Below are 12,298 nucleotides of genomic sequence, written 5' to 3'. Positions count from 1 at the left end.
CGTCGCCACGCCCCGCCCACCCCGCCCGTCGTGCACGGGCGGGGTTCCGTGCGTGCGCCCTTGTCGGAGCCCTGGCCTCCGTGGATGCTGCCGTCCTCAACCACGGCTGGACTTCGGGGGGTTGCTGTGAAGTGTCCGTTTGACGGCAGTGTGAACATCGAGAAGGTGTCGCACCGCTGGAGGTCGCTGTCGGGGGATGCGGAGGCGAAGGACGAGCTCGCACCGCCGGACGTAGTGGAGGCAAGGTACTTCGCCGTGCTGGCGGTGATCGCGGCGGGATTCTGGGTTCTGGTGTCGGGCAGCGTCCTGCTCGGGCTGCTGGTGGCGGCGGGCGGTCTGGTGTGGGGGGTGATCATGTCGCGCGAGGTGGCCGAAACAGTGGCGGCCCGCAACCGCTGGGCCCATGAGGTGATCTGCCTTACCTGTCTGCACCGGTGGGTGCCGTAGCCGCACATGCCACGAGCCCCCGGCCGGTGTCGGCGGGGGGCTCGTGGACAGCACCGGCAGCGCTACCGGATCGGCATCCCGGACAGCGTGCGTGCGATCACCAGGCGCTGGATCTCGCTCGTGCCCTCGAAGATCGTGTAGATCGCGGCATCGCGGTGCATCCGCTCCACCGGGTACTCCCGGGTGTAGCCGTTGCCGCCCAGGATCTGCACCGCCTGCGCGGTGACCTTCTTCGCGGTCTCGCTCGCGAACAGCTTGGACATGGAACCCTCGGCGGCCGTGAACTGCTTGCCGTTGACCGCCATCCACGAGGCACGCCACACCAGCAGCCGGGCGGCGTCGATGGACGTGCGCATGTCCGCGAGCTGGAAGGCGACACCCTGGTTGTCGATGATCGGGCGGCCGAACTGCTCACGCGTCTTCGCGTAGTCGAGAGCGACCTCGTACGCGGCCCGGGCGGTGCCGACCGCCATCGCACCGACGGCCGGGCGGGACGCCTCGAACGTGGCCATCGCCGCGTTCTTCACACGCTCACCGCCCGCCTTCGCCCGCTCCCGGGCCCGGGCGAGGCGCTCGTCGAGCTTCTCCTTGCCGCCGAGGAGGCAGGTGCCGGGGACGCGGACGTTCTCCAGGACGACTTCGGCGGTGTGCGAGGCGCGGATGCCGTGCTTCTTGAACTTCTGCCCCTGGGACAGGCCCGGTGTGTTCGGCGGGACGATGAAGGAGGCGTGGCCCTTGGAACCGAGCTCCGGGTCGACGACCGCGACCACGACGTGGACGTTGGCGATGCCGCCGTTGGTCGCCCAGGTCTTGGTGCCGTTGAGGACCCACTCGTCCTTGGCCTCGTCGTACACGGCTCGCGTGCGCATGGAGGACACGTCGGAGCCGGCGTCGGGCTCGGAGGAGCAGAACGCGGCGACCTTGACGTCGTTCGCATCGCCGTACATCTGCGGGATCCAGGTGCCGATCTGTTCCTCGGTTCCGTTGGCAAGAACGCCCACGGCGGCCAGACCGGTGCCTACGATCGACAGGGCGATGCCCGCGTCGCCCCAGAACAGCTCCTCCATGGCCATCGGTATGCCGAGGCCGGTGGGGTCGAAGTACTGCTGGGCGTAGAAGTCGAGGGAGTAGATGCCTACCTTCGCGGCCTCCTGGATGACCGGCCAGGGAGTCTCCTCACGCTCGTCCCATTCGGCGGCCGCAGGGCGGATGACGTCGGCGGCGAAGCCGTGCAGCCAGTCCCGGACCTCCTTCTGTTCGTCGTTGAGCTCCATGGTGAACTCGGCCATGTCCCCTCCAGCGAAGGCGTACTTTCATGTTACTAGCGGTAACCCTAGTTTGTTACCCGCGGGTAGGAATGTCAACTCCTGATGACGCTCGGCAGCCTGTTCGATGCAAGGGCCATGTTGAGTGTTAGTTTGCGCAGGCGTCACCGATTCAGCACGGGTGGGGAGAGCTCATGGACACCACGCAGCGGACCGAGCAACAGCGGTCCGCCGACCGACGTCGGCGCGAGCTGCTGGAGGCCGCCGACAGAGTGGTGCTGCGCGACGGACCGCAGGCCTCGATGAACGCCATCGCCGCGGAGGCCGGCATCACCAAGCCGATCCTGTACCGGCACTTCGGCGACAAGAGCGGACTGTACGCCGCGTTGGCGAAGCGGCACACCGACGCGCTGCTCAACTCGCTCCGGGCGGCGCTGGACGCCCCGGCGGACCGCCGTGAGCGGGTCGAGGCCACCCTCGACACCTATCTCGCGGCGATCGAGGCACGTCCACAGGTGTACCGGTTCCTGATGCATCCGGCGGAGGGCAGCCCGGGCGGGGAGCAGGGTTTCGACGTCGGCAAGCATTCGATTCCGCTGCTTCGGCGTATGGGCGAGGAGTTGGCGCAGGTCATCGAGGACCGGCTGGATCTCGGGCCGGGGGGTCAGCAGCTGGCTCGGGTGTGGGGGCACGGGATAGTCGGGATGATGCATGCCGCCGGGGACTGGTGGCTGGGGGAACGGCCTTGTTCTCGGGCGGAGTTGGTGGGGAGTCTTGCCGACCTGTTGTGGGGGCGGTTGGCTGCCGCCGGCGACAAGATAGGCGGTCCGGGGTTCTGACGGCTGCATCTCAGCCCCGCGCCCCTGAAGGCAAAAGCCGTGCACTCACCGGCGCCAGGCTGCTCGCGTGACCTGGCGCATCAGTTTCCGGTGGCGCCGGCCCGTCAAGTGGTCCGCGTAGACCGTGCCCTCGATGTGGTCGCACTCGTGCTGCAGGCATCGTGCGAAGAAGCCTGTTCCATGGACGGTGATCGGCTCGCCGGTCGCCGTGAAGCCCTCCACCACCGCATGGTCGTAGCGCTCCGTTCCCGCCTCCAGGCCCGGTAGGGACAGGCAGCCCTCCGGGCCCCGGATCACCACGCCGTCCTTCTCGACGAGTCGGGGGTTCACCACGTGACCGACGTGGCGGACGTCCTCGTCGTCGGGGCAGTCGTACACGAATACGCGCAAAGACTCACCGATCTGGTTCGCCGCCAGACCGACGCCCTGCGCCGCATACATCGTCGCGAACAGGTTCTCCACGAGAGCTGCGAGGCCGGGGCCGAAGTCGGTGACCTCCTCGCACGGGGTGTGCAGGAGTGGGTCCCCGAGCAGGGTGAGGGGCCGGACGCGGCCTCGGGCGCCCGGAATGGAGCTGTTTCGCATGGCCGTCAGGGTACGGCGGTTCGGGACTGTGAATGGATCTCGATAGGCTGAGGTCCACACCACGTTGCCGTCAGGCAGAGGCGCGGCGCGTACGCAAGGAGGATCGAGAACTCATGGCAGGCAACTCGGACCCGCTCACGCCGCGGGCCAAGCTGGCCGTGACCGCGGGCAAGGCGGTCGCGGCGGCATCGCGCGCCGCGGGGCGCGGGAGCGGTTCGGTGATCGGTGGCCGGGTGGCGCTCAAGCTCGACCCCGACCTCCTCGCGCGGCTCGCCCAGAACCTGGACGTCACCCTGGTCTCGGCGACCAACGGCAAGACCACGACCACCAGACTGATCGCCGAGGCGCTGCGCGCCGCGGGTCCGGTCGTCTCCAACGCGCTCGGCGCCAACATGCCGGCCGGCATCACCTCGGCTCTCGCGGGTAGCTCCGACGCCCGGTTCGGCGTCATCGAGGTCGACGAGAAGTACCTCGCCGGTGTCGCCCGGGACACCGACCCGAAGTGCATCGCCCTGCTGAACCTCTCCCGCGACCAGCTCGACCGCGCCGCCGAGACCCGCATGCTCGCGGAGAACTGGCGTGAGGGGCTGGCCGGGTCGAAAGCGGTCATCGTCGCCAACGCCGACGACCCGCTGGTCGTGTGGGCCGCGTCCTCCTCTCCCAATGTGATCTGGGTCGCCGCCGGGCAGATGTGGAAGGACGACGCCTGGTCCTGCCCGTCATGCGGTGGTGTGATGCAGCGGCCCGGCGACGACTGGTTCTGCGGTGAGTGCGGCTTCCGTCGGCCCACGCCGAGCTGGGCGCTCTCCGGCGACCACGTGCTCGACCCGCACGGGTCCGCCTGGCCCATCCACCTCCAGCTGCCCGGCCGCGCCAACAAGGCGAACGCCGCCAGCTCCGCCGCCGTGGCCGCCGTCTTCGGTGTGCCGCCGCAGGTCGCCCTGGAACGCATGTACCAGGTGCAGGCCGTCGCCGGACGCTACGACGTGGTGCAGTTCCAGCAGCGCGACCTGCGGCTGCTGCTCGCGAAGAACCCGGCGGGCTGGCTCGAAACGTTCAGCCTTATCGATCCTCCGCCCACCCCGGTGATCCTCTCCGTGAACGCGCGCGGCGCCGACGGCACCGACACCTCCTGGCTGTGGGACGTCGACTACACGCGTCTGACCGGCCACCCGATCTGTGTGATCGGCGATCGCAAGCTGGACCTCGCGGTGCGTCTGGAGGTCGCCAACCAGCACTTCCAGGTCTGCGACGACCTCGACCAGGCGGTGCAGATGAGCCCGCCGGGGCGGATCGAGGTCATCGCCAACTACACCGCCTTCCAGGACCTGCGCCGCCGCGTCGGCAACTGACACAGGGGATTTTTGTGAGCGACAACCAACTGCGGATCGTCTGGATCTACCCCGACCTGCTCAGCACGTACGGCGACCAGGGCAACGTCCTCGTCGTGGAGCGCCGGGCCCGGCAGCGCGGCCTCGACGTGGCGCGCCTCGACGTGCGCAGCGACCAGGCGATCCCGACCTCCGGCGACATCTACCTGATCGGCGGCGGCGAGGACCGTCCGCAGCGGCTCGCGGCCGAGCGGCTGCGCCGGGACGGCGGGCTGCACCGGGCCGTGGAGAACGGCGCGATCGTCTTCTCGGTCTGCGCCGGCTACCAGATCCTCGGCCACGAGTTCATCAACGACCTCGGCCAGCGCGAGCCCGGCCTCGGGCTGCTGGACGTGGTCTCCGTGCGTGGTGAGGGCGACCGCTGCGTCGGTGACGTGCTCGGCGACATCGACCCACGTCTCGGCCTGCCCCCGCTGACCGGCTTCGAGAACCACCAGGGCGTCACCCACCTCGGCCCGACGGCCCGCCCCCTGGCCCAGGTCCGCCTGGGCAACGGCAACGGCACGGGCGACGGCACGGAGGGCGCGTACAACGACACGGTCTTCGGTACGTACATGCACGGCCCGGTGCTGGCCCGGAACCCGCTGATCGCCGACCTGCTGCTGAAGCTGGCGCTCGACGTGAACGCGCTGCCCCCGACCGACGACCGCTGGTACGAGGCCCTGCGGGGCGAGCGCATCGCAGCGGCCCAGCAGCCCGCCTGACATCTGGATTCAAGGTCCGCTCAACCAGCCCGTCTGACGCCCCGTCCGCACAGGTGAGCGGGGTCGTCCAGCAGGCGGACGCATGCTGCTGCCCCGCCCCCTCCTGCCGCTAGGGTGGCGGGGTTCGTGCCGGACGACGTGGTCCGGTCCCGGCCCACGTTGAGAAGGTTCTTTCGGGCTATGCGCATTGGTGTCCTCACGTCCGGCGGCGACTGCCCCGGCCTGAACGCCGTCATCCGGTCCGTCGTGCACCGCGCCGTCGTCGACCACGGCGACGAGGTCATCGGCTTCCGGGACGGCTGGAAAGGCCTCCTGGAGTGCGACTACCTCAAGCTCGACCTCGACGCGGTGGGCGGCATCCTGGCCCGCGGCGGCACCATCCTCGGCTCCTCCCGGGTCCAGCCCTCGCATCTGCGCGACGGGGTGGAGCGGGCCAAGGGCCATGTCGAGGAGCTCGGCCTCGACGCGATCATCCCCATCGGCGGTGAGGGCACGCTGAAGGCTGCCCGGCTGATGTACGACAGCGGGCTGCCGATCGTCGGCGTCCCGAAGACCATCGACAACGACATCGCGGTCACGGACGTCACCTTCGGCTTCGACACGGCCGTGGGTGTGGCGACCGAGGCGCTGGACCGGCTGAAGACCACCGCCGAGTCCCACCAGCGGGTCCTGGTCGTGGAGGTCATGGGCCGGCACACCGGCTGGATCGCGCTGCACTCCGGCATGGCGGCCGGCGCGCACGCCATCGTCGTCCCGGAACGGCCCTTCGACATCGAGGAGTTGGCCCGGCGGGTCGGCGAGCGGTTCGAGGCCGGCAAGCGGTTCGCCATCGTCGTGGCGGCGGAGGGCGCCAAGCCCAAGGCCGGGTCCATGGAGTTCGACGAGGGCGGCAAGGACATCTACGGCCACGAGCGCTTTGCCGGGATCGCCCGCCAGCTCTCCATCGAGCTGGAGGAGCGGCTGGGCAAGGAGGCGCGGCCGGTCATCCTGGGGCACGTCCAGCGCGGTGGTACGCCTACCGCGTACGACCGTGTGCTCGCCACCCGCTTCGGCTGGCACGCCGTGGAGGCGGTGCACCGGGGGGAGTTCGGCAAGATGACGGCCCTTCGGGGGACCGACATCGTGATGGTGTCGCTGGCGGACGCTGTCGAGACCCTCAAGACGGTTCCCGAGGAGCGGTACGACGAGGCGGAGTGCGTCCTGTAGTGCGCATTTGATCTCGTACGGAATTGAAGAGTCCGCCCCCGGTCGCAGCAGCGGCCGGGGGCGGTTCTACTCTGGGTCCGGACAGACAGCGCACAACCCCCACGAATCAGGAGCCGTTGGATGGATCACAGCGGGCACGGCATGACCATGGATCTGCCGCCGTTCACGCTGGGGCGGGGTCTTCAGTGGTCGGCGGACCCGTTCTTCCTCGTGGCCTGCCTGGTGGGGCTCGGGCTGTACGCGTACGGCGTGGTGCGGCTGCGGCGACGTGGTGACAAGTGGTCGGCAGCGCGGACCGTGTCGTTCGTCCTCGGTGTGCTGACCATCGGGCTCGTGATGTGCACGAAGCTCAACGACTACGGCATGGTCATGTTCAGCGTGCACATGGTGCAGCACATGATCATCAGTATGCTGTCGCCGATCCTGATCCTGCTCGGCGCCCCCGTCACGCTCGCCCTGCGCGCACTGCCCACCGCCGGCAAGGGCCGCAAGGGGCCCCGCGAGCTGCTGCTGATGCTGCTGCACAGCCGGTACATGCGGATCATCACGCATCCCGCGTTCACCATTCCGCTGTTCATCGCGAGCCTGTACGCGCTGTACTTCACACCGATCTTCGACTTCCTGATGGGCTCCAAGGCGGGGCACATCGCGATGATGGTGCACTTCCTCGCCGTGGGTGTCGTGTTCTTCTGGCCGATCATCGGGGTGGATCCCGGGCCGCAGCGGCCGGGTTATCTGATGCGGATGCTGGAACTGTTCGCGGGCATGCCGTTCCACGCGTTCTTCGGCATCGCCCTGATGATGGCGTCGACGCCGATGGTGGAGACGTTCAAGAACCCGCCCGCCTCCCTCGGCATCGAGGCGCTCTCCGACCAGACCGCGGCCGGCGGCATCGCCTGGGCGTTCAGCGAGATTCCCTCCGTGCTGGTGCTGCTCGCCCTGCTGTTCCAGTGGTACGGCTCCGAGCAGCGGCAGGCCCGGCGCAAGGACCGGGCCGCCGACCGTGACGGCGACAAGGAACTCGAGGCATACAACGCCTATTTGGCCTCATTGAACGCACGCGGGCATTGAGGGCTTCGCCATTCGGAAGCATTCAGTAGCATGAAGTGCATCGGGGGAACCGCCGGGGGGAGCGGTGATGACACTTCGCGCATTTATGCAAGGAGCCGGGAAATCGGCGATTCGCAGGATCGCCGTCCTGCTCGTTTTCGTACTGGCGCTCAGCGGTTGTGATCGAAGTACGCCGTTGCGCGTCGTGAAGGCGGTGGCCGCGGGAGTTCCCTCTCTCGCGCCTTTCTTCGACGAGGGCATCGGGCTGGGCCATGACACCGTGGTCGGACCGCAGGCGGTGCAGGGGAGTCTGCAGCAGGGGGACACGCCCGGTCTGTACGGAGGCACGAGGAAACCGACCATCTGCGACATCAAGCAGCTCAAGGAATTCCTCACGGACCCCAGGAACCATCAGAAGGCGCAGGCGTGGGCGACTGCGCTGAACATCACCACGGATGAGATTCCGGGTTACCTGGACCGGCTCACTCCAGTTCTCCTGCGTCACGACACGCTCGTGCAGAATCACGACTACAAGAGGGGAAAGGCCGTTCCCTTCGACTCCCTGCTCGAGACAGGAATCGCCGTTCTCGTCGATGAACAGGGACTTCCGGCTGTGAAGTGCTCGTGCGGAAATCCACTGCGTCCCTTCACGGGTGACACGAACAGGATTTCGGTCAAGTTCCAGGGCGGGAACAAGAAGTGGCGGGGATATGAGCGTTCCGCCGTGGTGGCCGTGCAGCCGGCGCCCCGGAAAATGCAGCGGCTCGCTCTGGTCGACGTCGGCGATCCCGCCCTGGGCATCGACCGGCCGGTCGGCACGACGGGGGCGCACGACAAGACCTTCGACACGCGCAGGGAACGTGCGGTGCCCCGGCTCGCCGGGACGACGTTCGGGGACGCGAGCCGACGGCTGGCCGAGGCCGGGCTCGCGGTCGGGTACGACGGGAAGGCGCGACCGCCCGAAGACGCGCGAGTGGCGGCCTCGGACCCCCCGGCCGGGAGCCGGTTGGGGTTCGGGGCGTACGTGACGCTGAGCGTCGCCGAGGAGACGTCCCACGGGCCGACGACTCCCCCGCCGCCCTCGACGTCCGGGCCGTCCACAGCGCCGCCGTCGCAGCCGCCGTCGTCCCGGTCCTCACCCGCGCCTCCGTCGTCGCCGTCGTCGCCGTCGAGCAGCGGCCCCGGGCCGACGTCCTCGGCACCGACGTCGAGCGCGCCGCCCAGTTCCAAGGCGCCCCCGTCGAGCGCACCGCCGAGGTCGACGTCGACGACGACCAGTGCGCCCACGACCAGCGCCCCGGTCACTACCAGTGCCCCACCACCGAGCAAACCGGTGACGAGCAGCGCTCCCCCACCCAGCAAACCAGCCACCAGCGGCGCACCCCCACCCAGCAACCCGGTCACCACGAGCGCTCCGGCCACCAGCGGGCCGGCGAGCAGCGCACCGGCCACGAGTGAGTCCGCAAGCTCCGGGCCCGCCTCGATCGCGATCACGTAGCGCCTCCGCAGAACCCGGGAGTCACCGGATGCATTCAGGATCACCTACGTCGGGAGTGGGCCGGATCATCGCCGGCCGTTATCTGCTGCTGAACCGGCTCGGCAGCGGTGGCATGGGCCATGTGTGGCTCGCCCACGACCAGAGACTCGTCTGCGAGGTCGCGCTCAAGGAGATCGTGTTCCGGGACCCGGACCCGAGCGGCGACGAGCGGGAGGCCCGGGTCGCACGGGCACGCGCGGAGGCCCGGCACGCGGCGGGACTGCGCGGCCATCCGCATGTGGTGACGGTGCACGACGTGCTGGAGCACGAGGGGCTGCCCTGGATCGTCATGGAGTACGTGACGGGCGCCGTCGACCTCAAGGAGCTGGTCGAGACGCGCGGCCCCCTCGCGCCCGCTGAGTGCGCCCGCATCGGGCTCGCCGTGCTGGACGCGCTGACCGCCGGGCACGAGCGGGGCGTCATGCACCGGGACGTGAAACCGGCGAACATCCTGCTCGCGCCGGACCGCTCCGGGGCGCCGTACGGGCGCATCCTGCTCACCGACTACGGCATCTCGGTGCAGCCGGACGCCGGTGAGACCCGCTACACGCTGGCGTCCGTGCTGGTGGGCACGTCGGGCTATCTGGCGCCCGAGCGCGCCACGGGCGGGCCGCCGACCCCGGCCGCCGACCTGTTCTCGTTGGGCTGCACGCTCTACCACGGCGTCGAGGGCCACGGCCCCTTCGAGCGCGAGTCGCACCTCGCCGAGGTCACCGCGGTGGTCATGGAGGAGCCGCGCCCGGCCGTGCGCGCCGGTGCGCTGGGACCCGTACTGCAGGCGCTGCTGGTGAAGGATCCGGGGCGGCGGCCGTCCGCGACGGAGGCCGAGGCAGAGCTGTCGCGGATCGTCACGCCGCAGGCCGAGGCGTACGCCCGTACGCAGACAGACCTGGGTTCGCAGCCGCCCTCGGCCGGGGTGCCGGCCGCGCCCGCTCCTCCTCCGCCCGGGTTCGGGACGGACGGCTTCGGGCCCGTCGTCGCGTCCTTGTCCGGCCCCGCCCACCGTCGCCGCGAGCTCCCGCGGGCGCTGCGGGCGGTCCTCGCCGCCGCGCTCGGTCTGGTGCTGGCCCTGGGAGGGGTCTGGTACGCCATGGCGCACCAGAAGAGCGGCGGCGACGCGGCCTCGCCGTACGGTTCGGCCGTGGGGCTTTCCGCGCCGCTGGGGGACGGAGAGTGCGTGCTCGCCGACTGGCCGGGCGACCGTTTCCAGGGTGTGCCGCGGCTGACGCCGGATCCGTCCTGCCGGGACAAGGCTCCCGACGGGCAGGTGATGGCGTTCGTGGCGGCCGCGTCCGCGGACGAGGCGCGCAGGCTGGGGCCGGCCCGGTGCGAGGAGCGGACGCAGGAGATCCGGGAGCGGCTGGCGGACGTCCGCAGCGTCGCCGTCGTACCGACCGGGGCGGGGTTCGAGGCCGCGGGACGGCGCACCGCCTGTGTGGTGCTGGGCGCACACGGGCCGGTGTACGGGCCGCTCGGCGATCGGCGCAAGGCCGGCTCGGACTTCACCGACACGGCGAACATGCAGCGCCGTGACTGTCTGCAGACCCGCTCCGACCGGGACGCCCGGCTGGTGTCCTGCAGCGGGCCGCACGACGAGCAGGTGCTCGGTTTCACCCGGCTGGGCGGGGACGTCACGCTCACCGAGGCCCGTACGCAGTCGGATGCGGCCTGTGCGAAGGACGTGCCGCCGCGGGACTACGGCTTCGACCCCTCGGTCTACACCTCGGGCTCCTGGACCAGCCAGGGCGCCTGGAAATCGGGCACGCATTTCGTCGTCTGCACCGTCCGGAAGCAGAACGGGGGCACCATGGAGGGGGACGAATCCTGAGGAGGGTGTTGCGATGCCCGGTTCTACGGACGGTTCTACCAAGGCAATGGGTGCGATCACGGTCGGCGGCCTCGTCGTGGTGACCGCCTACACGGTGGCTCTCGGCTCCAACGGCTGGCTGTGGTTCGGCTGGGTCGTGCTGGGTCTGCTCACCCTCGGGATGGTCGCCTCCCGCAGCACATGAGACTTCCGCACCACACACCGCTCATTCCTCGCTCGGCCGCCCGGCCGAGTGCACCCCCGGCTGGTATTTCGGCAGCCGGGCGGTGATCTTCATGCCCGCTCCCTCGGCGGTCTCGATGACGAGCCCGTAGTCGTCGCCGTAGACCTGGCGCAGCCGGTCGTCGACGTTGGACAGGCCGATGCCGCCCGAGGGGCTGATCTCGCCGGCGAGGATGCGGCGCAGCAGGCCGGGGTCCATTCCGGCGCCGTCGTCCTCGATGACGACCAGGGCCTCGGCACCGGCGTCCTGCGCGGTGATGCTGATGTGGCTCTTGCCGACGGGCGCCGCCTTGCCCTCCAGACCGTGCTTGACGGCGTTCTCGACGAGCGGCTGCAGGCACAGGAAGGGCAGGGTCACCGGGAGGACCTCGGGGGCGATCTGCAGGGTGACGGAGAGGCGGTCGCCGAAGCGTGCCCGCACCAGCGCCAAGTAGTGGTCGATGGCGTGAAGTTCGTCGGCGAGGGTGGTGAAGTCGCCGTGCCTGCGGAACGAGTAGCGGGTGAAGTCGGCGAATTCCAGGAGGAGTTCGCGGGCGCGCTCGGGGTCGGTGCGGACGAAGCTCGCTATCACGGCGAGCGAGTTGAAGATGAAGTGCGGGGAGATCTGGGCCCTGAGCGCCTTGATCTCGGCCTCGATCAGACGGGTGCGGGACTGGTCGAGATCCGCCAGCTCCAGCTGGACGCTCACCCAACGGGCGACCTCCCCGGCGGCCCGGACGAGGACGGCGGACTCGCGGGGCGCGCAGGCCACCAGGGCGCCGTGCACCCGGTCGTCGACGGTGAGCGGGGCGACGACCGCCCAGCGCACCTGGCAGTCCGGGTCGGGGCACTTGAGGCGGAAGGCCTCGCCGCGGCCGGTCTCCAGCGGTCCGGCGAGGCGTTCCATGATCTCGCCGCGGTGGTGGCCGCCCACACCGTCCCAGACCAGGACCTCCTTCTGGTCCGTCAGGCACAGCGCGTCCGTGCCGAGGAGGGTGCGCAGCCGGCGGGCGGACTTGCGGGCGGTCTCCTCCGTCAGGCCGGCCCGCAGCGGGGGCGCGGCCAGGGAGGCGGTGTGCAGGGTCTGGAAGGTGGCGTGCTCGACGGGGGTGCCGAGATCGCCGAGGCTCTCGGGGCGGGCCGTGCGCCGGCCGAGCCAGAACCCGGCGGCCAGCAGCGGCAGGACGGCCACGCACAGCCCCGCGAGGAATCCGCTCATGCTCTCACCTCCGCCGACAGGAAAAC

The 12,298-nt window shown here is 70.1% G+C and carries 12 protein-coding genes; 9 read left to right on the top strand and 3 right to left on the bottom strand.

Going from position 1 to position 12,298, the window contains the following annotated elements:
- Positions 1–126 precede the first annotated feature (126 nt).
- The gene (locus IH68_RS0103880; RefSeq protein WP_159403638.1) at positions 127–447 is read left to right on the top strand and encodes a hypothetical protein; all 321 of its coding nucleotides are present in this window, start codon (positions 127–129) and stop codon (positions 445–447) included.
- Between the two features lie 62 nt (positions 448–509).
- On the opposite strand, the gene IH68_RS0103875 is transcribed toward IH68_RS0103880, so the two are convergent.
- Positions 510–1,736: an acyl-CoA dehydrogenase family protein gene (locus IH68_RS0103875; protein ID WP_030928278.1), complete on the bottom strand. Its 1,227-nt coding sequence runs from the start codon at positions 1,734–1,736 to the stop codon at positions 510–512.
- Positions 1,737–1,906: 170 nt separating this feature from the next.
- Here IH68_RS0103875 and IH68_RS0103870 point away from each other — a divergent pair, with 170 nt between their 5' ends.
- Entirely contained in the window at positions 1,907–2,551 is a 645-nt protein-coding gene (locus IH68_RS0103870; RefSeq protein WP_030928272.1) for a TetR family transcriptional regulator, read from the top strand.
- A 45-nt stretch (positions 2,552–2,596) separates the two neighbouring features.
- Here IH68_RS0103870 and def read toward each other — a convergent pair whose 3' ends face one another.
- A complete protein-coding gene (gene def / locus IH68_RS0103865; protein WP_030928268.1) occupies positions 2,597–3,136 on the bottom strand; it encodes a peptide deformylase in 540 nt (179 codons plus the stop codon).
- 113 nt (positions 3,137–3,249) lie between these two features.
- Here def and IH68_RS0103860 point away from each other — a divergent pair, with 113 nt between their 5' ends.
- The 7 genes from IH68_RS0103860 to IH68_RS54995 all read left to right on the top strand — a co-directional run bounded on the left by IH68_RS0103860 (position 3,250) and on the right by IH68_RS54995 (position 11,036).
- Positions 3,250–4,488, top strand: coding sequence for a MurT ligase domain-containing protein (locus IH68_RS0103860; RefSeq protein ID WP_030928265.1), 1,239 nt, complete (start codon positions 3,250–3,252; stop codon positions 4,486–4,488).
- 14 nt (positions 4,489–4,502) lie between these two features.
- Entirely contained in the window at positions 4,503–5,231 is a 729-nt protein-coding gene (locus tag IH68_RS0103855) for a type 1 glutamine amidotransferase (protein WP_030928263.1), read from the top strand.
- A gap of 180 nt (positions 5,232–5,411) precedes the next feature.
- A complete protein-coding gene (locus IH68_RS0103850) occupies positions 5,412–6,437 on the top strand; it encodes a 6-phosphofructokinase (protein ID WP_030928260.1) in 1,026 nt (341 codons plus the stop codon).
- A 120-nt stretch (positions 6,438–6,557) separates the two neighbouring features.
- Positions 6,558–7,508: a cytochrome c oxidase assembly protein gene (locus tag IH68_RS0103845; protein ID WP_030928256.1), complete on the top strand. Its 951-nt coding sequence runs from the start codon at positions 6,558–6,560 to the stop codon at positions 7,506–7,508.
- A gap of 67 nt (positions 7,509–7,575) precedes the next feature.
- The gene (locus IH68_RS52675) at positions 7,576–8,985 is read left to right on the top strand and encodes a PASTA domain-containing protein (RefSeq protein ID WP_078912302.1); all 1,410 of its coding nucleotides are present in this window, start codon (positions 7,576–7,578) and stop codon (positions 8,983–8,985) included.
- 28 nt (positions 8,986–9,013) lie between these two features.
- Positions 9,014–10,852 (top strand): serine/threonine-protein kinase, encoded by a 1,839-nt coding sequence (locus tag IH68_RS0103835; RefSeq protein ID WP_030928254.1) that lies wholly within the window; start codon positions 9,014–9,016, stop codon positions 10,850–10,852.
- Positions 10,853–10,865: 13 nt separating this feature from the next.
- A complete protein-coding gene (locus IH68_RS54995) occupies positions 10,866–11,036 on the top strand; it encodes a hypothetical protein (protein WP_030928253.1) in 171 nt (56 codons plus the stop codon).
- Positions 11,037–11,057: 21 nt separating this feature from the next.
- Here the strand turns inward: IH68_RS54995 and IH68_RS0103825 are convergent, their stop codons facing one another.
- Positions 11,058–12,272 carry a sensor histidine kinase gene (locus IH68_RS0103825; protein WP_030928252.1) on the bottom strand — a complete coding sequence of 405 codons (1,215 nt, stop codon included), beginning with the start codon at positions 12,270–12,272 and terminating at the stop codon, positions 11,058–11,060.
- Between the last annotated feature and the right edge of the window lie 26 nt (positions 12,273–12,298).

Origin of the sequence: Streptomyces sp. NRRL S-646 (assembly GCF_000720765.1) — a bacterium.
Classification (GTDB): domain Bacteria; phylum Actinomycetota; class Actinomycetes; order Streptomycetales; family Streptomycetaceae; genus Streptomyces.
Note: the sequence above shows the minus strand (reverse complement) of the source record. Positions and strands in the feature narration are given on the sequence as shown.

What these genes read in the sequence shown, in the direction of transcription:
- IH68_RS54995 (WP_030928253.1), top strand. Translation starts at nt 10,866, where the DNA reads ATGCCCGGTTCTACGGACGGTTCTACCAAGGCAATGGGTGCGATCACG.
- IH68_RS0103875 (WP_030928278.1), bottom strand. Translation starts at nt 1,736, where the DNA reads ATGGCCGAGTTCACCATGGAGCTCAACGACGAACAGAAGGAGGTCCGG.
- IH68_RS0103850 (WP_030928260.1), top strand. Translation starts at nt 5,412, where the DNA reads ATGCGCATTGGTGTCCTCACGTCCGGCGGCGACTGCCCCGGCCTGAAC.
- IH68_RS0103860 (WP_030928265.1), top strand. Translation starts at nt 3,250, where the DNA reads ATGGCAGGCAACTCGGACCCGCTCACGCCGCGGGCCAAGCTGGCCGTG.
- IH68_RS0103870 (WP_030928272.1), top strand. Translation starts at nt 1,907, where the DNA reads ATGGACACCACGCAGCGGACCGAGCAACAGCGGTCCGCCGACCGACGT.
- IH68_RS52675 (WP_078912302.1), top strand. Translation starts at nt 7,576, where the DNA reads ATGACACTTCGCGCATTTATGCAAGGAGCCGGGAAATCGGCGATTCGC.
- IH68_RS0103825 (WP_030928252.1), bottom strand. Translation starts at nt 12,272, where the DNA reads ATGAGCGGATTCCTCGCGGGGCTGTGCGTGGCCGTCCTGCCGCTGCTG.
- IH68_RS0103835 (WP_030928254.1), top strand. Translation starts at nt 9,014, where the DNA reads ATGCATTCAGGATCACCTACGTCGGGAGTGGGCCGGATCATCGCCGGC.
- def (WP_030928268.1), bottom strand. Translation starts at nt 3,136, where the DNA reads ATGCGAAACAGCTCCATTCCGGGCGCCCGAGGCCGCGTCCGGCCCCTC.
- IH68_RS0103845 (WP_030928256.1), top strand. Translation starts at nt 6,558, where the DNA reads ATGGATCACAGCGGGCACGGCATGACCATGGATCTGCCGCCGTTCACG.